Here is a 22,374-nt window from a genome sequence, read left to right as displayed (position 1 = left end):
TCACCTCATGCTTAATTGTACATACTCTTCTTCACTCAGCTCTTTTGCTTTCCATAACGCAAATGCTTTCTTTAAACATTCTTTATACTCATGTTCCGGTTGTGAATCAATGACAATCCCTGCCCCTGCTTGCACATACGCAAGACCATCTTTTGCAATCATTGTCCGAATTGCAATGTTCAACTCCATATCGCCATCAAATCCGATCCACCCGATTGAACCTGTGTAAATGCCACGTCGAACAGGCTCTAGCTCTTCAATTATTTCCATCGTTCGTACTTTTGGTGCCCCTGTGATTGTTCCACCTGGAAAAACGGCTGATATAACATCGAACGCATCTTTTCCCGCCGCGAGCTGACCAGAAACATGGGAGACAAGATGCATGACATGAGAATATTTTTCAATGACCATAAACTCATCCACTTTTACCGTTCCATATGCACATACACGTCCAAGGTCATTCCGCTCTAGATCGACGAGCATTAAATGTTCGGCTCGTTCTTTTTCATTTGCTAATAATGATTGGGCAATTTGATCATCTTCTTGAATCGTTTTGCCACGTGAGCGTGTTCCTGCAATCGGACGCGTACTTACATACTTTCCTTTCTTTTTCACAAGTAGCTCCGGAGAACCGCTTACGATTTGAAATTCAGGGAAATGCATATACGCCATATACGGTGATGGATTTAATGTGCGCAATTTTTCATAAATCGTAAACGGGTGTGTAAGTAGCCGTTTCGATTGTCGTACAGACAAGTTCACTTGAAAGACATCGCCTTGCGCAATATACGTGCGAACCTTTTCGACAGCTTCCATAAACTGTTCTTCACTCATTGACACCGCTTCTTCTTTTTCGTAGTTCGGAATAAACGGGCGGGAAACGTCGGAAAAATCAGTTGTCCATAGTTGTTCGTATCGCTCGAGACGTTCGTTCGCTTGTTGCTCTTCTCCTTCTACATAATGAGTAATGAGATAAAGAAAAGATGCATGATGATCATATACGAACACATCATCAAATACTAAAAAATATAAATCAGGCATATTTAAGTCATCACATGCAACCGAAGGAAGCTTTTCAATATAGCGAACACAATCGTAACTGATATAGCCGATTGCTCCACCTTGAAAATCTGGCCCTTCTTCTAATTTTTCTATTTCCCACTGACGGAACCATTTCTTTAGTGATTGCAATATATTCCCTTCAAACGTTTCTGTACGATGCTTCTGCCAAACTGTCAATTTATCATCTTTACCAATAACGACTGCAAATGGTTGTAAACCGATTATGCTATATCGGCCGTCTCGCCCACTTTCAAGCAAAACATGGTGCAACTGTTTTCGCGATAATGCTTTATATTGCGAAAACCAATCACGTTGTGCGTATGTGATCTTTTTGATCATTGTTCGTCGCCTTTGTTTGTTCAAAGATGTCCCCCCTCTTCATCAATCCATACGCTTATTGTACAACGAACATGTAGAAACAATCACGAAAAAAAATTCGGCAAGAATGTTCTTGCCGAATTATTCCTCAAACTGATATAATGGCGTGCTTAAATAACGTTCACCGTTACTCGGGATAATAGCTAATACTTTTTTTCCTTTTCCTAATTTTTTCGCTACTTGCAACGCGACATGAATGGCTGCACCTGACGAAATTCCTCCTAAAATCCCTTCTTGACGAGCAGCTAGACGAGCAGCTGCAAACGCTTCTTCTGTCTTTACAGTAACGACTTCATCATAAATGGATGTATTTAAAATATCAGGAACGAAGCCGGCTCCAATTCCTTGAATTTTATGTGGACCTGGTTTTCCGCCGGAAAGCACTGGAGAGTCTGCTGGTTCAACAGCATAAATTTTAATGTTTGGATACGCTTGACGCAACACTTCTCCTGCTCCTGTAATCGTTCCACCTGTTCCAATTCCGGCCACAAATGCATCGAGTTGATCGCCCATTTGCTCAACAATTTCTTTTCCTGTTGTTAAACGATGTACTTCTGGGTTCGCTTCGTTTTTAAATTGCTGTGGCATAAAATAGCCGTGCTCTTGTGCGAGCTGCTCTGCTTTTTGAATCGCGCCTCGCATTCCTTCACTTCCTGGCGTTAAAACAAGCTCTGCGCCGTAAGCACGAAGTAAGTTGCGGCGCTCTAAACTCATCGTTTCAGGCATAACGAAAATGGCTTTATATCCTTTTGCAGCAGCAACCATCGCTAAACCAATTCCCGTATTTCCGCTTGTCGGTTCAATGATCGTGTCACCAGGCTGAATTTTCCCTGCTTTCTCGGCAGCTTCAATCATCGCTAGCGCAATACGATCTTTCACGCTGCTTCCTGGGTTCATAAACTCTAGCTTTAAATATACATCTGCGCTATCGTGATCAACAATGCGGTTTAATTTAACTACCGGTGTTTGACCAATTAACTCTGTAATAGATTGTACTACACGTGCCATTTCATCCACCTCTAATCCCGAGTATTTTTATCGAATTTGTAACCAATTTATCAGTTATTTTCGAAATTGTCAATCATTTTGTTTTGCTAATTTTTTTAATTCCTCAAGATCTTCGGCTGAAAATATATACGTTTCATTACAAAAATGACAAGATGCTTCCGCTTTTCCTTCTTCATCAATCATTTGCTGAATTTCTTCCACCCCTAAGCTAATAATCGCATCTGCTACCCGCTCACGTGAACAACGACAAACGAATGATACAGGCATCGTTTCAAGAATTTTTACATTTTGTTCTCCGCCGAGCAGCGCATGTAAAATTTGTTCTGGTGTTAAACCACTTTCAATCATTTTTGAAATCGGTGGAATGGTAGTTAAATTTTTTTCAATGTCTGCAATGGTTTGTTCTTCTGTACCCGGCATCAGTTGCAAAATAAAACCACCAGCCGCCAATATCGTATAATCCGGATTGACTAGCACACCAACTCCAACGGATGATGGCGTCTGTTCAGAGGAAACGAAATAGTATGTAAAATCCTCACCAAGCTCCCCAGATACGAGCGGAACTTGTCCTGTAAAATAATCGCGTAATCCTAAGTCTTTCACAACAGTTAATGTTCCATTCGTTCCAACAGCTCTAGCAACATCGAGCTTTCCGTTTGCATTCAGTTCAAAGTGAACATGCGGATTGGATACATAACCACGTACATGTCCTTTGGCGTTACTATCAACGAGAATATGACCAATAGGGCCACCGCCTTCAATTTTAATTGTAATTTGACTATCTCCTTTTAACATCGCTCCCATCATCACGCCCGCTGTCATCGCACGACCTAGTGCTGCGGATGCTGTTGGCCACGTTTGATGTCTTCGCTGCGCCTCCCGTACTGTTTCTGTTGTGCGCACCGCATACGCTCGCACTTGACCATCGTATGCTAGCGCTTTTACTAAATAATCTGCCATCGTTGTCACTCGCCTTTCTTGTTTCGTTCATATAACAATTGTAATCCTTTTAATGTTAAAAACGGATCAACAATATCAATGATATTCGATTCATGGGCAATTAAAGATGCTAACCCACCTGTTGCAATGACTTTTGGAGGAACGGCACTTTTTTCTTTCATTCGTGACACAATGCCCTCCACTTGTCCGACATATCCGTATAAAATTCCTGCTTGCATCGCACTTACCGTATTTTTTCCAATAATGTCATCCGGACGAGCAATTTCAATACGCGGAAGTTTAGCTGCTCGAGAGTAAAGCGCTTCCGTGGAAATTGTAATCCCTGGGGCAATAGCCCCTCCCATATATTGCTTATGCTCATTAATATAGCAGTATGTTGTCGCTGTACCGAAATCGACAATAATAAGCGGTGCGCCGTACAAGTGGATGCCTGCCACAGCGTTGACAATCCGGTCCGCTCCGACTTCTTTTGGGTTGTCATACTTAATATTCAGCCCCGTTTTAATGCCCGGACCTACAATGAGCGGTTTAATATGAAAATATTTTGTACACATGCGCTCTAATGCAAACATAATTGGTGGAACAACGGAAGAAATAATAATGCCGTCAATGTCAGAAAAACGCAATCCGACATCTTGTAATAACATTTTTACGATCATTCCGTATTCATCTTCTGTTTTGCTTCGGCTCGTTTCAATGCGCCAATGGAACTTGAGCTCATCCCCATCATACACACCTAATACCGTATTCGTGTTTCCGACGTCTAATACAAAAATCATCACTCATCCCCGCTTTTTTCACAATTTGTTCCTTCTTCATCATATCATAATCGTTTAACCCGACGGTAAAAAAAGATGCCTCTTATAAAAAGAGACACCTTTATTCTTCTTTTTTCGTTTGAATATTTACTTTTACTTCTTCTTGTTTATTGTCATTGCGGTTTGGTAACGTACCATGTTCGAACAAATGTTTAATTTGCTCTGCATCAAGTGTTTCCACTTCAAGCAACGTATTGGCAATCAGATCCAACTTGTCGCGGTTTTCCGTTAGTAAGCGTTTCGCTTTTTCGTAACATTCTTTAATAATGCGTTGCATCTCAAGGTCAATTTCATATGCGATTTGGTCGCTATAATTTTGCTCATTATGCAAATCACGACCTAAGAACACTTGACCATGAGACTGACCAAACTGCATTGGTCCGAGCTTATCGCTCATTCCAAACTCCGTAACCATGCGACGAGCAATGCTTGTTGCGCGCTGGAAGTCATTATGCGCTCCTGTACTTACTTCGCCAAATACGATTTCCTCAGCCACACGTCCGCCAAGAAGCCCTGTAATTTTATCAAGCAACTCTGGTTTCGTCATAAAATAACGGTCTTCTTTCGGTAACATGACTGCATATCCACCAGCTTGGCCACGTGGCACAATCGTTACTTTGTGCACCATTTCCGCATCCGCAAGCACCATGCCAATGACTGTATGACCTGCTTCGTGATAAGCAACAATTTTTCGCTCTTTTTCAGAAATGACGCGACTTTTCTTAGCAGGACCAGCAATGACACGATCCGTTGCTTCATCAATATCGCTCATATCAATTTTTTTCTTGTTCTGTCGAGCAGCAACAAGGGCAGCCTCATTTAATAAGTTTTCTAAATCAGCACCAGAAAAACCAGGCGTACGCATCGCAATCGCCTTTAAATCAACTGACTCATCGAGCGGTTTGTTGCGTGCATGCACACGAAGAACAGCTTCACGTCCTTTCACATCTGGACGGTCAACCGTAATTTGACGATCGAAACGACCAGGACGTAAAAGGGCAGGGTCTAAAATGTCCGGACGGTTTGTCGCAGCGATAATAATAATTCCTTCATTTCCGCTGAATCCATCCATTTCAACGAGCAATTGGTTTAATGTTTGCTCCCGTTCATCGTGACCTCCACCTAAACCAGCACCACGTTGACGTCCCACTGCATCAATTTCATCAATAAAAATAATACAAGGGGCGTTTTTCTTCGCTGTTTCAAACAAATCGCGTACACGCGAAGCACCAACACCGACAAACATTTCAACGAAATCTGAACCACTAATAGAGAAAAACGGTACACCAGCTTCTCCAGCAACCGCTCTCGCTAATAACGTTTTTCCTGTTCCAGGTGGTCCGACGAGAAGAACACCTTTTGGAATGCGAGCTCCGAGTTCCACAAACTTACGAGGATCTTTTAAAAACTCGACAATTTCAACAAGTTCTTGCTTTTCTTCATCCGCACCGGCAACGTCTTTAAAACGAACACGCTTCTTATCTTCGTTATACAGTTTCGCACGGCTTTTGCCAAAATTCATAACTCGGCTGCCGCCGCCTTGCGCTTGATTTAGTAAAAAGAAGAACAAAATAAAAATGATGATAAACGGAATAATGGACGTAAAAAACGTCACCCATCCGCTCGTTTCATCCGCAGGCAACACTTCTACTTTCGCCTGTTGTGCGGCTTCGTCAATACGTTGAAGGATTTGCGGACTGTTCGCTACGTACGTCGTAAAAAATTGTCCTTCAGCATACGTTTTTAATTGTCCACGAATTTCATAAACGCCCCGCTCTGGCTTCAACGAGACATACTTTACATCACCATTTTCTAAATGGGTAACGAACGCATCGTACGTCATTCGCTCCGCCCGTTGATTGCCGCCATTTAAAAAGCTTACAACACCAATGACGACGAGAAAAATAAGTAAGTAAAAGATTGTATTACGGAAAATGCGGTTCATCTCCTACCTCCTCCCACACTTAAAACACGCTATAGTCAATAGTATCATAGAAAAACGTTCCAAAACAAACGATGTGCATGAAAAAATTATTTACTGTATACTTCTGGTTTTAACACACCGATGTACGGAAGATTTCGGTATTTCTCACAATAGTCTAACCCATAGCCGACAACGAATTCATCTGGAACGATGAAACCGACATAATCAGCTTCAATATTTGCTTTTCGACCAGACGGTTTATCAAGCAAAGTCACGATTTTAATCGATTTTGCTTTGCGATAACGGAATAAATCTGCTAAATAGCTTAACGTTAAACCGCTATCAATAATATCTTCGATGATAAGCACATCGCGGCCTTCAACTGATGTGTTCAAGTCTTTCAAAATTTTCACTTCTCCAGATGATACGGTCGCATTTCCATAGCTCGATACATCCATAAAATCGATTTCCAAATATGTATCAATATGCTTAATTAAATCTGCCATAAACGGCATCGCGCCTTTTAGTACACCAACCAAAAGCGGAAAGCGTCCTTCATATTCTTTCGTCAATAATGCACCTAACTCTTTTACTTTTTGTTGAATTTGTTCTTCCGTAATTAAAATTTTTTCCATATCTTGATGCATGCCCATATTCTTTCCTCCTACTATCATTCATTGCTTTTTATAGTGTAATACAATATAGCGATTTTTTGTAATATTTGTTGCTGTGTAAACAGATTTTTTTACACCAGGAATCCATATGATGTTCCCGCTCGCATCTTCGACGACTGGCCATTGCGCCCGTTCGTTCGCTGGAATTTTTTCATCAATAAAAATACGAGATATTTTTTTCGCATGTTCCATTCCTTTGACTTTCATGCGATCTCCACACTTTCTTGTTCGCACACGAAGAGGCAACATTAATTGATCAGCCTCAATGACTATATGATCATCGTCTTCAATGAAAGGATAGCGATCAACAAACTGACTGATAAGTTGACATCCGTTTGGTAATACGAGTGTATCGGGAACATGGAAAAGAAACTCATATTCGCTCGTCTGTCTCTGCTGAAACGTAAATATACATACCTCGTATTGACGAATAACTTTTAATCCGTTCGGAAAATGAAGCATACCTGAAGGATGTTGCCGTTTTAAAAATTGTAACGCTTGGTTGATATGTATAGAAGACAATGACGATGGGACGTTCCCATAAAGATAGTTTAATATTAGTTGAATCCCTCGTCTTTGTAAAGGTTTTGGCATGCGTATGAACGGAGGAATATCGACACGAATCCCTTCTTCTTGTTGATGAACAACGCGTTTCAACTCCTCTTTTGTCAGTTGCTCTAAAAATGCTTCATCTTCGCTCATCATCTCACTAAACTGTTGAATATGCTCATGAACGCGAATATTTTCCCGCTTGAAAAAAGGCAAAACGAAATGACGGAAACGGTTGCGCGTGTAATCATCCTTTTCGTTGCTCGGATCGTGCCGAGCATGCAATCCATTTTGTCGACAATACTGTTCAATTTGCCTTCGATCGATGCATAAAAACGGTCGAACGATATAGCCACTGCCAAACGGGCGCTTTACGGGTATCCCTGCGTATCCTCTTGTCGTACTTCCGCGTACTAATCGCATAAGCACCGTTTCAATTTGGTCATCGCCGTGGTGAGCTAAAGCGACACAATGTGCGTGATGTTTGTACATAACTTGCTCAAAAAAGGTGTATCGACAATCACGGGCTGCTTCTTGCACACCTTTTCCTGTTCGTTCCATATATGCAGGAACGTCTAATTGTGTCGCCTCACATATAATACTATGTTGTTCGCAAAAATGTTTCACAAAATGCATATCTTCTTCTGATTGTTTTCCCCGCAACATATGATCGACATGTGCAGCAACAAGTTGAATATCGTAACGCTCTCTTTCACTCCATAAGAAATGAAGCAACGCTAACGAGTCCGGACCGCCTGACACGCCAACAACAACAGTTGTACCACGCTCAAGCAATTGATGCTTTTCGATAAACTCATGCACAACTTCTAGCATATTCTCCCTCTCGGTTAGTAGTGTCGTTTTTTACAATCGTATCACATTTTATTGCCCGTACTCAAAACGAATGCGGAAAAATTAAAGAATTTGAACATACAAATAAACAACATACATAAATAAAAGGCACACAAACAAAAGCATCGTCTCTAATACATGAAATTTTTTCTTCCTTTTTACACGCACCGTTCTCTCTTCGCGCTTTTCTTTCTTTACAGACGGTTGTTGCATACATTGTAGCAAATCTTTCCTCATTTCATGAGCGCTAGTGTACTTTCCATCCAGTGCACACCATAATATTTTCGCATATTTTTTCAAATAGGGATGAGAGGAGATCATAAGACGTAGCTGCTCTCGGCCATTTTCCTTTCTTTCAAATCGTTTTGGATAGCACATATTAATCATAATCATCGCCACCGCAAATAAATCATACGACGGCTCGGCTTTTCTTGTTCCCATACCCCAATAGCCACGATCAAAAAACTCTGTAAACTCTTTAATGGCTCGCCCACGAATCGTTGTTCCACCTACATCAATTAATCGTACTTTCGGGATCGTCCCAGAAACAATTAAATTGTCTGGTTTTAAATCACCAAACACCCACCCTTTTTCGTGCAACTTATGCAAATCACCTAACAACTGCAATATAATGACGATGATCCAATCTTTCCCCCGTTTCTGGATAAAAGTTAACAAATCATCCCCTTCAATATATTCCATCACATAAAATGAATAAATTCTTTTTTCTTGCGGATGAAACCAATCATCTACGTCTAATAAACAAGGTCCGAGAGCAACTCCCTGGACCTCTGAAAATCGTTTCAATACATTTACTTCTGACATCATCGCTGTTGCTTGATTGCTTATTTTTAGCGCCACAAACGTCCGTCCTTCTCTAGCCAAATAAACAACCCCATTTGCCCCCTTACCGAGTTGCTTTATCATTTCATAACGACGTTTATGCCACTTCCCTTGTATAACTGTTCCCGTTGGAATGTTACATAGATTGTTCGATGTATACATCGTCATCACCATCATGCGTAAACAAACTTTTTAATGAGCGTCTTTTTTGGAATTGTTGTAGCGCCTCGCGAATAGCTGGACCGGTCGGTGTAATTCCCCCGGATGTTAGTTTTGGAAACACACTTGAAATGGACTCCATTTTCGGCGTCCAATCTAGAATGCGATCTACCTCTCCTTTTTTCCCGGGAAATACAAAAACAGAAAACTCATTATTTCCCAAACGAGCATTCAAACTGATCGATAAGTCTAATAACGCTTCTTTTACCGTTTGCAACTTTGTCTTCATACTTCCACTCGTGTCTACTAATATTAAAACTTGCAAGTTAACAGTTTCCCCTAACTCCTCAACAACTTCCATCACTTCCCCCCTTTTTTCTGGCGGAAGCTGTTCAATGGAAGCCTGGGATCCTAAAATTTGTTTTAACTCCCGATTAATGACGCCTTGCAACGTCTGTGTCATCGCTTTTCTTGTGACCATTTGTACCGTTTGTGATAACTGTTTAGCGTATACGACTTGACTAATTCCTCCACCCGATTGTGCGATTCCTTCAATTTCCCGTAATCCTTGCTCATCAATGATGTCTTGATCAAGAACACCAATTACATTAACCGTAACCCCTTGTTCTTTCGCTAATGCCGCCATAGCAATTGGATCTTCACCATGATTAGAACAACCGTCTGTGATCAATAAAATTTGACGCAACGTTCCTTTTCGCATACGTTTTATCCCCTCCGAAAAAAGTAGTATACTCCCATCATCGACGTTCAGAGGGGATTTTATACCTTTATTTCATATATTGATATGCCGGGATGACCGCCCATTTCGGTGTATTATGTTTAATTCGTGCCACGACAATTGTCATATCATCTTCAATTTCCCCACCGTTGACACGAATGACTTCTTCTAAAAGCAATTCAGATACTTCTTGCGGATCATTCGTTTTTAATTCTTTAATTTTTCGTTTCATCCATACATCATGATTTTCAACGTGCGAAACCCCGTCAAAAATGCCGTCACTCATCATAATGAGTAAATCTCCTGCCTTTAATTGCTCTTCAATCATTTCAAACTCTACCCCAGTAATAATTCCTATCGGCAAATTGCTCGATTCGATTTTCATCACGTTGTTTCCACGTTTAATAAAGCTTGGAGATGAACCAACTTTTAAAAATTTTGTTGTTGCATTTTGCAAATCAACAATGGCTAAATCGAGCGTTGAAAAAATTTCTTCTGTCGTTCGCAATGCCAAAATAGAGTTGATCGATTTAATCGCAATTCGTTCCTCAATTCCCGATTGTAAAATTTTTTGTAATAGTTTGAGTGTTTCTTTACTTTCATAATGCGCCCGTTCCCCATTTCCCATCCCATCACTAATAGCTAACGCATATTTTCCACCACCAATTTCCATCATCGCATAGCTGTCACCTGAAATAAATCCGCCCCCCTTTGCAACGTACGCAACGCCTGTATCAATAACAAACGCTTTTGAAGAACTGAAAGCAACCCGACAGTCCCCGCTCGGATAGACAGAGCAATCTTCTTTTTTCACAATAATCGTCTCACCTAAAATATCAGACAGCATTGGTGCAATCAGTTTTTCACATTCGCCCCTTCCGTCGCAATATGGAACAACCATCTCAATATCAACACTTCCTTTGTCTAAACTATAAATTTCAACATCGTTCACATCGACACCGAACTGTTGAAGGGCGTGCAAAATTTGTTCTTCTTGCACATAATAATTTTCACGCTCTTTTTGAATTTCTTTCGCAAAATCTTCCATCACTTGTGATACACCTAATAACTGTTCTGCCACAAGCCTTCTACTTTCTTTCATTTGCTGCTTTAATTTTTTATTCGCTTTATAAAACGACACATCTTTCTCGATGATTTGAACAACTTTATTTGCTTTCACACAATGTTTATTCCATTCTCGCAACAATTTTGCATTCGTTATTTGATCATTTTCGCTTGCCTCTTGCATAATTTTTTTCATGTAGTCATATGTTTTATCGAAGTGGTTAATCCAACATTGGTCTTTCTTAAAACACGTTTGGCACGTTTTAGCAGCTACATCACTTAAAAAGTAATCAATTTCACGTTCTTCCTCCTCTTCGTGCGTAAGTACACCATAGGAAGAGAAGCTTTTTGATAACGCTTGAAACACATGAGAAAATTGTTCCACTCGCTGAGCGGTAACATCGCGGATTTTTCGCACATATTGTTGTTGCTCATTCGTATGTTCAATCGTCCCTGGCACATATTTCGCCATTTTACTCGTCAACGATTGTGGAGTCATCAAAAAAAGCAAAACCGCTAATAGCGACTCCACGATATTCGGGACAATGTCTGCGATCCCTTGACTATAAAGGGCAATTAACAATGTTGCGACAACAAGACCAAGAGAAACACCTAGCTTTTTCCCTTCCTTCAAAAGCCCTCCAAGCAACCCAGCAAAAGCAAGCAAGCTCATTTGATATAAATTTGAGACGCTCGCTAAGCTTAAAATAAGTCCTGTAACAACGCCGACTGTTGAACCAACGGTAGCGCCGGCTACAAAAGCAAACAACAACAATAAATAGCGCGATGCAACATGTTCTAACGAAAGATCATAAATTGACCAACCAACCATTCCCGTCAGCATAGAAGAAATAAGAATGACGAAAGAAATGACTTCTTCTGGTTTTAACGTTTGCTTATATTTTTGATGATCAAACAATGGCACGCTTTGTAAAAAAATGAGCGTTAAAATTGAGCCAAGTCCCGCTTCAATAAGCATCGTCATTCCCTCGTATATCGTCCATTCATGCTCCCACGTATAAATCATGCCTGTTTTCGCAAAAATGGAGGCAAAAAACACGACAACGGGCAATCTTTTCGGCAGAGCATCAATCCAGAAAAATAGACGATAAAAGATGAGAAACATCACGATCGAAGCAACGATAAATAAAGAAGTGTAAAAAGAGACGGTCAACGATCCTGCGAATAAAGCAATAAATACAAAACCTAACTTATCGCGTCGAAGTAAATAAATTGCTGCAAAAAAAGGCAAAGCAAACGGTGTCATCTTTGTTAAAATGAGAGCTCGTCCAAGCAAAAAACCGATAACTAGAAATAAAAACCCTTGTTGAAATAATAAATGACTGAATCGAACTGTAAACCGCTGAAGCCATTGTGACGCCGTCGTTTTCGTCCCACTTAAAGGTACTTCCGCCATTTGATTGATTAACTTCCGTTCCACTCGCTCCATGTTCATCCTCTCCCCTTCTCCATATATCAGTCTATTACTTCGTATTATACAGACTGAATTATCAAAATTTTGTCAAAAAAAGAAGATGAATCACATAAATTTTTCGACGGAATATCACAAAAAACGGCTTATATAAACAAAAAGACACCAATTTCGTGACGAAATTGGTGTCTTTTTGATGACCCGTACGGGATTCGAACCCGTGTTACCGCCGTGAAAGGGCGGTGTCTTAACCACTTGACCAACGGGCCATTATGCAATTTGGTAGCGGCGGAGGGAATCGAACCCCCGACCTCACGGGTATGAACCGTACGCTCTAGCCAGCTGAGCTACGCCGCCATGCAACGACATTTGTAATTCTACTATGTTCCTCCGATAAAGTCAATAGTTTTTTCATAAAATCCAAACGAAAAAGCATCCACTTACGAAATGGATGCTTATATAAACTGCCTCATGTCCCATTCGGCAGCAAGTTAACCACGTCGAGCACCACGACCTCCTCGTTTCGATTCGGTATGGCGTTTAAGGGATGCTAAACGATCTTCACTTTCTTTTAAGAAACGGCTAATTTTCTGCTCAAAGCTTTCTTTTGAAGCGCGATCGTTTCCTTTGTTGCGCGGACGTGAAGCTTGTTCCTTTGCCTTTTTGATCGATAAGCCAATTTTCCCATCCTTCTCAACATTAATAACACGAACTTCGACAACATCGCCTACTTTGAGATGTTCATTAATGTCCTTTACATAGCTGTCAGCTACTTCACTAATGTGCACTAAGCCTGTCGCGCCTTCTGGTAACTCAACAAACGCTCCGAATTTTGTAATGCCCGTTACTTTTCCCTGTAACTTGCTGCCTACTTCAATTGACATAAAAAAAGTGCTCCTCCTTAAAATCTGAAAAATCGTTTCTTTCATTATACATAATGAAAAAAACAAGTGTCAATAAGCCTTCTGCCTATCCTACTTACTCATCCGGAGTGATAAAAATAATTTCTCCCTCTTTCGACAAAAAATATTGCTTTCGAGCCAATTCGGCAATATATTGATCATCGTTTAATTTTTTGATTTCCTCTTTCAATCTTTGTTCGTCTTGTTGCAACGTGCGTAACTTTTCTTCTAACTGTTCTTTCGTTTTTAGTTGCTCATCAATCGCAGAAGATTGTGCCGTCATCGTATATAAAAATAGCGAAGAAGCAGCTAACGCCATCGTTGCCACAATGCTAAAACGAATCACCTTCTTTTTACGACGTCGCGCCTTCTTATGTTCTTGTTTTTCTTGTTGAATGACATACGATGTTTGTATTTTTTTCACTTTACTTCTCTGTGGGGCGCCCATGTTTTTCACCGCTCCTTCTTCACTACCCTTTTTTTCTAAACATATTCGCTATTTTTGCAAGAAACCCTTTCCCGATATGAAAAATGCGACCAACCGTTGCTTGAAAACGAAGTGGAGTTTTTCGCCAAACAAAGCGTCCGATCCATGCAACTGGTTGCAATAAAAATCGTATACATCCATACATTACTTTATATAAAATTTTACCAACTGAGAAAACGAAATGACAAGTAGTGATGAATAAAAAAACAAAAAAACGGTAAAGAAGTCGGAGCGGAAGTATGACAGCATAATGAAACATTCGGATGATTAGACGATATAACATTACAAAAGCGCGAATAATTTTTTGCAACAAACGAACGTACATACGTTGAAATAAAGCTTGATAGGCAGCATATCCGCATAATATGGCCAAAAAAATATACAAACGAACTTGCCCGTTGTTAATAACCAATAATGTGTAAAAGACATATAGCGCTTGCGTGACCCAAAAAAGAATGTCTGCAACCCATACGATAAGTCGATGACGCTTGGAACGATTGAATATGTGTGCATATGTGTCAAACGATGCCCCAATGATCATTCCGATTCCGATCATCGCAAGCAAAGTCGTAAATTGCACGTGCAAACTCATTTAAACAACTTGCTAAAGAACCCTTTAGCTTTCTCCGTGTGATGCTCGTCTAAATAAATGATTTCGAAAATTTTACCTTTAATCGAGACAATTCCTTTATCTACATCTAAGTTTTTCATTTGTAAATTTTGTCCTTTCACAGACAAAAAACCCATAACCGTTTCCAGTAGAAATTCTTCATTATCAAAACTTTCTACTTGTTTTACACCGGTAATTTCTAACGTGCGCCGACTGCGCATAACAATGTCATGTTCTTGAATTGGACCTTTATTTCCAATGTTTTGTGTCATCAACGTCTCCCCCTCACAACGATCGTTTGTACAAGTGTATGAGGGGGGAAAATAGTTTAGAACAAGCTATTCCACTCGCTCTTCTTTCACAATTTCATATAACGCACTCGCATCTTCTTTTTTCGCATGTTCTTGTAATTCGACTACTTTCACTGTCACATGTTTTTGACCAAATTGAATCATAATTTCATCGCCTATTTTTACGGTTGAACTCGCTTTCGCTTGTTGGCCATTAATCGATACACGTCCTTGATCAGCCACTTCTTTTGCTAACGTTCTTCTTTTAATGAGCCGTGAAACTTTTAAAAACTTATCGAGTCGCATATTATAGCCCCTCCCTTTTCGCTTCTTCCCATATTTCATCTAATTGCTCTAAAGAATACGCACGCCAATCTTTCCCTTGTTGTTTTACTTTTTGTTCAATGTATTGAAAACGATGGTAAAATTTTTCGTTCGCCATGGCTAACGCCTCTTCAGGATTGACTTTATAATATCGACATACGTTAATAAGCGCAAATAGTAAATCTCCAAACTCTTCTTTTAGTTTTTGTTCATCCATACGACCGGCTTCTTGCTGCACCTCATTCATTTCTTCGTCAACTTTACGCCACATCGGCTCTACGTCTGACCAGTCAAATCCAACTTTTGCTGCTCTTTTTTGATATTCATATGCGCGCAGCGTACTCGGTAACGCTTTGGCAACATCGTCAAGTAATGAATGAAGTACGTTTTCTTTTTCCGCCTGCTTGATTGCTTCCCAGTTGCGTACAACCTGTTCCACATGATCAACATGAACGTCTCCGAATACATGCGGATGGCGCCGAATCATTTTTTCTGTAATGGCCCGAATGACATCATCAATCGAAAACATTCCTTCATCTTCACCAATTTGAGCATGAAGCATAACTTGCAATAATACATCGCCAAGCTCTTCAATTATATTTTCATCATCTTGCCGATCAATCGCATCAAGAAGCTCATACGTCTCTTCAAGCAAATACTTCTTCAGCGACTCGTGCGTCTGTTTCCGATCCCATGGGCAACCGTTAGGCCCACGCAACGTCGCAATCACACGGCGTAAAGTAGTAAAATCGTGATATAATAGCTCGTCATTTTCTACTTTTGGTACGTAAACGCTCGTTAAATTGCTCACCGTTATGACCCGATCTAGCTCATATAGCGGAACTTTTTCGATGCGTTGTTGTTTACTTCCTGCTGCATAAACGATAAAAATAGGATAATCATGTGGTAATTTTTCCAATAAAGCTAGTTTCACATCGGATGCAATGAACGAGTCATATACTTGACAAAAAATAATATGATTCCGCAACTGAATTTCGTCCGGTTGAAATGAGGTAGCATCAATCAATTGAAAACCTTCGATTGGATCGAGCTCAACGGCAGTAAATAACGCATCAAGAAAACTTTGTCCCCCTTCTACACGAACAGAAATGTGATCTTTTTTTTCGAGCAATAGCTTTACTGTACGCTCAGCAACAAGTGGATGGCCTGGAACAGCGTATACAACGTCCCCTTTTTTCACTTCTTCACATAAATGTTCAACAATATGTTCGTATACTTGTTCAAACTGATCATATTTTTCGTATATGTCGTCAAACGATTGAATGTGTATCCCTTCTGCTTCCAACTGTGCGACAACAGGATGATCTTTCGTTCGTAAAAAGAGGCGATTCGCCTGTTTTAACGTACGGTACACACCGAAAGACAACTGATCGATGTCTCCTGCCCCAAGACCGACAATTGTAATTGTCCCCATAACTATCCAGCCTTTCTTTGCTTTATTTTTATTAAATAACGTCCAAACGGAAAAGCTAACAAGTCTTTTTCCGCCAAGACCTCTTTTTTAACGATCATTATAATATAAACAAACGCCCCAATAAAAACACCAATGATCGCTTGAAGCGATGAAAACAGACGTCCATGATGAATTGGTAACTCGTTTATCAATATGATATATCCAACTAAAATGATCGCCATCATCGCTGCGGCTTTTATCGTTTGAATGATTATAGAGAGAGAAAGTAAAGGACGAGACATTCGTTTTTGCACATAAAAAAAGGCGATGACGCACATGACGACATAGGCAATGAGTGTCGCTACAGCTGCCCCTACTGTATGCCATAAAGGAACGAGCAACACATTCAACCCCCATTTTGCTATCATGCCGACACAAACGAGGAAAATTGGGCGAAATACATCTCCAAGCCCCTGCAAAATAGCAATAGACGTTAATGTTAAAGAAGTAAAAAGAATAGAAACAGCTAAAATCGTCAACTCCATCGCACCAACATGATCTTTAAACAGCATGATATTCGCTTGTTTTAATATGCAAACTAAACCAACAACTGCCCCCATTCCAATGATAAACGCTACGCGAACAGCTGTATATATTTCGTTGCGTTCTGTTTGTTCATGCGATAACATCGGCACAAGCGCTAATGAAAAAGAAGTAGCTACTACTGTCCCAAGCTGAATAAACGGTTGACCACGGTCATAAATTCCCTTTGCTGTTTTAGCTAGTTCATGCAATCCTGCTTGTTGTAATAAAGGGAGAAGGGTAAATGAATCAACAAGCTGTATTAAAACAAGGAGCATGTTAGCTAAACAAATCGTTACGCCATGAACAGCTAAAAATAAAAGCACTTTTCTTTTTTCTTTTGTTGGAATCGATGGCTCGGTATGAACATTCGTCTGCTTTCGCAACATATATGCGACGAGTACTGCAACGGCTGCAAAACTTCCCATAAGTGAACCAATCATCGCACCAGCTCCTGCCTCATAAACGGTAAATCCGCGATGAAACAAAAAAGAAGAAAGAAATAAAATCGCTCCGACACGTACAAGTTGTTCAACTACTTGCGAAACAGCGGTCGGATTCATCTCTCCTCCCCCTTGAAAATATCCGCGAGAAACGGAAGTAAACGGAAGAAGCAAAAAAGCAAACGAAACGGCGCGAATCAACAGAGCTAGTTGATGATCTCCCATGAGCGCCGCGAGTGACGAAGCGCCAAAATAAAGAACGGAAAACATGACGATACTAAGGCATGATAAAAAATAAAAAGAAAGCCGAACAACAGCAAACTTATATGTTGATTGTTTATTTTCAGCAATAAGTTTTGAAATCGCAACCGGATAGCCATACGTTGACAAAGCGAGAAAAATACCGTAAAAAGGATAAACTTGTTGATAAATATAAAATCCGACATCACCTACAATATTTTGATACGGAATTCGGTAAAAAGCGCTTAATATTTTTGTAAATAAGGCGGCAACCGTCAACACAAACGCACCGCGCAACCAGTCTTTTTTTTCCATACACTTCACCTTTTTTACTATTACATACATCAAAAAAAGGTAGCGAGATGCTACCTTTATTGTTCCATTTGCCGAGCAAGGAAGCTCGCCGCAGTTTCCGCTGCTTTATGTTCCACTTCGCCAAGCGTTTTATCTTTCGAGAAAATAATGACTGCCCCGATTGGATCGCCTCCAGCAATAATCGGTGCAATCACGTATGATTGCATATGTTCTTCATGACCTTGCGTGAATGATACATTTTTTTCTTCCGTATGCAAAATCGATTGACGATCTTCCATCACCTTTTCAACAAGTTCGCTTACGCTCTTGTTTAAATACTCCTTTTTCGATCCGCCTGCTACTGCAATAAATACATCGCGATCACAAATGAGCACAGGTTGTCCTAAACTGTCGAAAAGAGCTTCAGCGTACTCTTTTGCAAAGTCACCTAATTCACTAATTGGTGAATACTTTTTTAAAATGACCTCACCATCGCGGTCAACAAATATTTCAAGTGGGTCTCCTTCGCGAATACGAAGTGTTCTGCGAATTTCTTTTGGAATTACTACTCGTCCTAAATCATCGATTCGTCGAACAATACCTGTTGCTTTCATCTATCGATGCCTCGCTTTCATCTAGTGATTAAAAATGGCACTGGTGAAACAGTTGAATAATTCACCATTGTTGTGATTAGTATCCGTCACAAACAAAGTTATATACACAAAGGAGGGGGATTTTTTTTAAAAAGTGAAAATCCCCCATCTTCATCATTGCCATTTACTTATAAACAATAAACATGAACAATCAATTATTTTTTAGCATATTTTAACCCTTTTAGCAACTCATAAATGATCATTAACCACTGTTGCGGCTTCATTCCTTTTACATGAACGACAATTTTAAAGCGATCTCCATCCATGCCGAAACCAACATCCCTGCCATACGGTTCACCGAGCTTAAACAATTTGCTAACATCAATTTGCTTTGTCGTTTCTTGTGAGAATAAAATGGTGACTTCTTGCTTCGTTTGCTTAATGGATTCAATGAGATGCTGTTTCGCATATATTTTCATTTCGGCAATTTGGAATAAATAAGCCACTTCGTCTGGATAATCACCGAAGCGATCCAACATTTCTTCTCGTAATTGCTCGAGTTCTTCTAACGAATCAAGTCCGCGGAATCGCTTATACATCTCAATTTTTTGTTGTTCATTGGCAATATAATGTTCAGGGATGTACGCATCGACTTCTAAATCAATTTCTACTTCAAACGGTTTTTCTTGTTTCGTTCCTCGTTTTTCTTCAATCGCTTCTTTTAACATTTGAGAATAAAGCTCAAAGCCGACGGAATCAATAAAACCGTGTTGTTGTGCCCCTAATAAGTTGCCAGCTCCTCGGATAGATAAATCACGCATCGCAATTTTGAAGCCAGATCCAAGCTCAGTAAACTCTTTAATGGCTTGCAATCGTTTTTCTGCTATTTCATTTAGCACCTTATCTTTTCGGTACGTAAAATACGCATATGCAATGCGATTGGAACGTCCTACGCGCCCGCGCAATTGATATAGTTGTGAAAGACCCATCTTATCCGCATCATAAACGATTAACGTATTCACATTTGGAATGTCAACACCTGTTTCGATGATCGTCGTACTCACTAGTACATCATATTGACCTTCTAAAAACGCAAGCATGACCGCTTCAAGTTCATGTTCGGACATTCTTCCGTGTGCATATGTCACGCGAGCATCAGGTACGAGCGCCGAAATTTCTTCTGCCTTTCGATCAATATCTTCAACGCGATTATAAAGAAAAAACACTTGTCCTCCGCGCGCCATTTCGCGTTCAATCGCCTCTCGCACAATGATTGGGCTGTATTCCATCACATACGTTTGTACAGGGAAACGATTTTCCGGAGGTGTTTCGATGACGGACAAATCGCGGACACCGATAAGCGACATATGTAACGTGCGCGGGATCGGTGTAGCGGTTAACGTTAATACATCGATATTTGTTTTTAGTTGTTTAATTTTTTCTTTATGAGCAACACCGAACCGTTGCTCCTCGTCAATAATTAATAAACCTAGATCTTTAAACGATACGTCTTTTGATAAAAGCCGATGTGTTCCAATAACCATATCAATCGTACCGTCTTTTAAGCCTTGGATTGTTTCGGTTTGTTGCTTTTTCGTGCGAAAACGACTCAATAAACCGACGTTAATCGGATACCCTTGGAAACGTTCACGAACTGTTTCGTAATGTTGTTGCGCTAAAATCGTCGTCGGTACGAGAAAGGCAACTTGTTTTCCGTCCATGATCGCTTTAAAAGCGGCCCGCAACGCTACTTCTGTCTTTCCGTAACCAACATCCCCACATAGCAATCGATCCATCGGCCGTTCGCTTTCCATATCGCGTTTAATTTCACGAATGGAACGAAGCTGATCTTCCGTTTCTTGATATGGGAACGCCGCTTCAAATTCCCTTTGCATCTCGTTATCCGGTGAAAAAGCGTACCCTTTGCTCGCTTCGCGCTCTGCATATAATTTCATCAAGTCCTCGGCAATATCTTGAACAGAAGACTCTACTTTTTTCTTTACTTTCTTCCACTCTGTTCCACCTAATTTATAAATTTTCGGCTCTTTTCCTTCTGAACCGACATATTTTTGGACGAGATCCATTTGATCAACAGGAACGTATAACGTATCATTCCCTTGATATTGAATATGAATGTAATCTTTATGAACACCGTTAATTTCTAACGTTTCGATCCCTAAATATTTTCCGATTCCATGATTGACGTGGACGACATAGTCGCCGACTTTTAAATCTGTATAACTTTTAATCCGTTCCGCGTTCGACAATTTTTGGCGTCGCACAGGACGTTTCATTCGCTTTTTAAATAGCTCTTCTTCTGTAATGACGGCGAGTTTTTGCATCGGCAATTCAAAACCTGCAACTAACCCAGACGGGACAATTTGACATTTCCCATGCAATAATGCATCATCTTTCCCGATTTGGACAGCATCAATCTCATAATCTTCTAACGTTTGTTTCAGTTTTTTCGCTCGCTCTTCATTTCCTGCTAACAAAACGACGGCATAATTTCCCTTTTGCCACCGCTCAACTTCTCCCTTTAACAACTGCATTTGACTATAAAAAACTTGCATTTGCTTACAAGATACATTAACAATGTTTTGAGGATGCGTGTATGGAATATGACGTAAAAATAAAGACAAGTAAATCGTTGATCTCATCCGTTTTTGCAATACTTCTGGAAACGAATGAGAAATCGAGACACTTTGCACAATCTTTCCTTCTTCTAATAAGTTTGTGTACCATTCTGCTTCTTCCTGCTCCAGTTTTTCTGCTACTTCTTGAATACGACTCATTTCATCGATGATGACGACACCGTGCTCCGGAATGTAATCTAGCAAACTTGCAGCAGAAGGATAGAAAAGCGAGAAATATTTGTACATTTCTTCGATTGATTTTCCGTTTTTCAACTGCTCCAATTCAAATGATACATGTTCATATAAACGATTTTTCGTTTTTTCATCATGAATATGTTGCAACGTATCATGAAGTTGTGCTTCTAGCCGTTGAATCGCTTCGTTTATATGTTGTTGTTCAACGATCAATTCCGTTGCCGGTCCAATTAACACCTCATCTATCTCAGCCACCGAACGTTGATCATCGACTGAAAACGTCCGAATTGACTCGATCTCCACATCGAATAGCTCAATACGATAAGGAAGTTCAGCTGTAAGCGGATAAATATCAATAATACCTCCTCGGACGCTAAATTCCCCCGGAGTTGAAACAACAGACACACGTTCATATCCCATCGCAACAAATTGTTTTAAACAATATTCTACATCCATTTGCCCACCGACACAAAAATGAAGTTGATAACGTTGCCATACATCTTTCGGTGGCAATAGTCGTCGAAGCGCAGCAATAGGAGCGATAACAATTCCTTTTTTTCGCTCACACCAATAGTTTAGCACTTCTAAGCGTTGCGCTCGCAATTCCGGACTAGCTACAGCTAGTTCAGCGGCAATCAGTTCATTAACGGGATAAAGAAACACTTCTTCCTCATCAATTAATTGAATGAGATCATCATATATTTTTTGCGCTTGAAATAAATTGTGCGTCACAATGCATAAAGGTCGCTCAGTATCCTCATATAAAGAAGAAATGAAAACAGAACGGGCAGAGCCAGACAAACCGGTCACAAGCTGTTCCTTTAAGCCATTGCGAACCCCTTCTGCAACCGATTGCATGTCCGCGTGATGAATAAAATATTGTCGTAATCCGCGCAAAAAA

General features: G+C 40.2%; 19 protein-coding genes and 2 tRNA genes. All 21 read right to left on the bottom strand.

Translation table 11 applies throughout. From position 1 onward, the window contains the following. Window positions 1-1,401: an anthranilate synthase component I gene (trpE, locus tag LD028_RS06735; RefSeq protein WP_237811354.1), complete on the bottom strand. Its 1,401-nt coding sequence runs from the start codon at window positions 1,399-1,401 to the stop codon at window positions 1-3. A 120-nt stretch (window positions 1,402-1,521) separates the two neighbouring features. After that, window positions 1,522-2,448: a cysteine synthase A gene (cysK, locus tag LD028_RS06730; RefSeq protein ID WP_004888597.1), complete on the bottom strand. Its 927-nt coding sequence runs from the start codon at window positions 2,446-2,448 to the stop codon at window positions 1,522-1,524. Window positions 2,449-2,517: 69 nt separating this feature from the next. Then, window positions 2,518-3,408 (bottom strand): Hsp33 family molecular chaperone HslO, encoded by an 891-nt coding sequence (hslO, locus tag LD028_RS06725; RefSeq protein ID WP_035021107.1) that lies wholly within the window; start codon window positions 3,406-3,408, stop codon window positions 2,518-2,520. 5 nt (window positions 3,409-3,413) lie between these two features. Beyond that, window positions 3,414-4,187, bottom strand: coding sequence for a type III pantothenate kinase (locus LD028_RS06720; protein ID WP_006323673.1), 774 nt, complete (start codon window positions 4,185-4,187; stop codon window positions 3,414-3,416). A gap of 100 nt (window positions 4,188-4,287) precedes the next feature. Beyond that, the gene (ftsH, locus tag LD028_RS06715; protein ID WP_237811350.1) at window positions 4,288-6,171 is read right to left on the bottom strand and encodes an ATP-dependent zinc metalloprotease FtsH; all 1,884 of its coding nucleotides are present in this window, start codon (window positions 6,169-6,171) and stop codon (window positions 4,288-4,290) included. 86 nt (window positions 6,172-6,257) lie between these two features. Continuing rightward, window positions 6,258-6,803, bottom strand: a complete 546-nt coding sequence (gene hpt, locus LD028_RS06710) for a hypoxanthine phosphoribosyltransferase (RefSeq protein ID WP_006323671.1) — start codon at window positions 6,801-6,803, stop codon at window positions 6,258-6,260. Window positions 6,804-6,824: 21 nt separating this feature from the next. Further along, the gene (gene tilS / locus LD028_RS06705; protein WP_237811349.1) at window positions 6,825-8,207 is read right to left on the bottom strand and encodes a tRNA lysidine(34) synthetase TilS; all 1,383 of its coding nucleotides are present in this window, start codon (window positions 8,205-8,207) and stop codon (window positions 6,825-6,827) included. A gap of 81 nt (window positions 8,208-8,288) precedes the next feature. Further along, the gene (locus LD028_RS06700) at window positions 8,289-9,242 is read right to left on the bottom strand and encodes a serine/threonine protein kinase (protein ID WP_237811353.1); all 954 of its coding nucleotides are present in this window, start codon (window positions 9,240-9,242) and stop codon (window positions 8,289-8,291) included. Continuing rightward, on the bottom strand, window positions 9,205-9,948 hold the full coding sequence (locus LD028_RS06695; protein ID WP_237811348.1) for a vWA domain-containing protein: 744 nt from the start codon (window positions 9,946-9,948) through the stop codon (window positions 9,205-9,207). Before LD028_RS06695 ends, LD028_RS06700 begins: the two co-directional genes overlap by 38 nt. Window positions 9,949-10,015: 67 nt before the next feature. Continuing rightward, window positions 10,016-12,481, bottom strand: a complete 2,466-nt coding sequence (gene spoIIE / locus LD028_RS06690; RefSeq protein ID WP_237811347.1) for a stage II sporulation protein E — start codon at window positions 12,479-12,481, stop codon at window positions 10,016-10,018. Between the two features lie 179 nt (window positions 12,482-12,660). Next, window positions 12,661-12,732: transfer RNA gene (locus LD028_RS06685), tRNA-Glu, on the bottom strand. A gap of 11 nt (window positions 12,733-12,743) precedes the next feature. Further along, window positions 12,744-12,820, bottom strand: a tRNA-Met gene (locus LD028_RS06680). 134 nt (window positions 12,821-12,954) lie between these two features. Further along, window positions 12,955-13,347 carry a S1 domain-containing RNA-binding protein gene (locus LD028_RS06675; RefSeq protein ID WP_006323664.1) on the bottom strand — a complete coding sequence of 131 codons (393 nt, stop codon included), beginning with the start codon at window positions 13,345-13,347 and terminating at the stop codon, window positions 12,955-12,957. A gap of 94 nt (window positions 13,348-13,441) precedes the next feature. Continuing rightward, a complete protein-coding gene (locus tag LD028_RS06670; RefSeq protein WP_004888569.1) occupies window positions 13,442-13,813 on the bottom strand; it encodes an FtsB family cell division protein in 372 nt (123 codons plus the stop codon). Between the two features lie 22 nt (window positions 13,814-13,835). Continuing rightward, complete coding sequence (yabQ, locus tag LD028_RS06665; RefSeq protein ID WP_237811346.1) at window positions 13,836-14,444, bottom strand: spore cortex biosynthesis protein YabQ; 609 nt, start codon at window positions 14,442-14,444, stop codon at window positions 13,836-13,838. Continuing rightward, the gene (gene yabP, locus LD028_RS06660; RefSeq protein WP_004888559.1) at window positions 14,441-14,734 is read right to left on the bottom strand and encodes a sporulation protein YabP; all 294 of its coding nucleotides are present in this window, start codon (window positions 14,732-14,734) and stop codon (window positions 14,441-14,443) included. The genes yabQ and yabP overlap by 4 nt, the downstream gene beginning before the upstream one ends. Window positions 14,735-14,800: 66 nt before the next feature. Beyond that, on the bottom strand, window positions 14,801-15,058 hold the full coding sequence (locus LD028_RS06655; protein WP_021095778.1) for an RNA-binding S4 domain-containing protein: 258 nt from the start codon (window positions 15,056-15,058) through the stop codon (window positions 14,801-14,803). 1 nt (window position 15,059) lies between these two features. Further along, window positions 15,060-16,511, bottom strand: a complete 1,452-nt coding sequence (yabN, locus tag LD028_RS06650) for a bifunctional methyltransferase/pyrophosphohydrolase YabN (RefSeq protein ID WP_237811345.1) — start codon at window positions 16,509-16,511, stop codon at window positions 15,060-15,062. 2 nt (window positions 16,512-16,513) lie between these two features. Next, window positions 16,514-18,070 (bottom strand): putative polysaccharide biosynthesis protein, encoded by a 1,557-nt coding sequence (locus LD028_RS06645; RefSeq protein WP_237811344.1) that lies wholly within the window; start codon window positions 18,068-18,070, stop codon window positions 16,514-16,516. Between the two features lie 56 nt (window positions 18,071-18,126). Beyond that, on the bottom strand, window positions 18,127-18,663 hold the full coding sequence (spoVT, locus tag LD028_RS06640; protein WP_006323657.1) for a stage V sporulation protein T: 537 nt from the start codon (window positions 18,661-18,663) through the stop codon (window positions 18,127-18,129). Between the two features lie 194 nt (window positions 18,664-18,857). Further along, window positions 18,858-22,370 carry a transcription-repair coupling factor gene (gene mfd / locus LD028_RS06635; protein WP_237811343.1) on the bottom strand — a complete coding sequence of 1,171 codons (3,513 nt, stop codon included), beginning with the start codon at window positions 22,368-22,370 and terminating at the stop codon, window positions 18,858-18,860. Window positions 22,371-22,374: the final 4 nt, after the last annotated feature.

The sequence above is a fragment of the Anoxybacillus sp. LAT27 genome, from assembly GCF_022030075.1.
Lineage (GTDB): Bacteria > Bacillota > Bacilli > Bacillales > Anoxybacillaceae > Anoxybacillus > Anoxybacillus kestanbolensis.
Note: the sequence above shows the minus strand (reverse complement) of the source record. Positions and strands in the feature narration are given on the sequence as shown.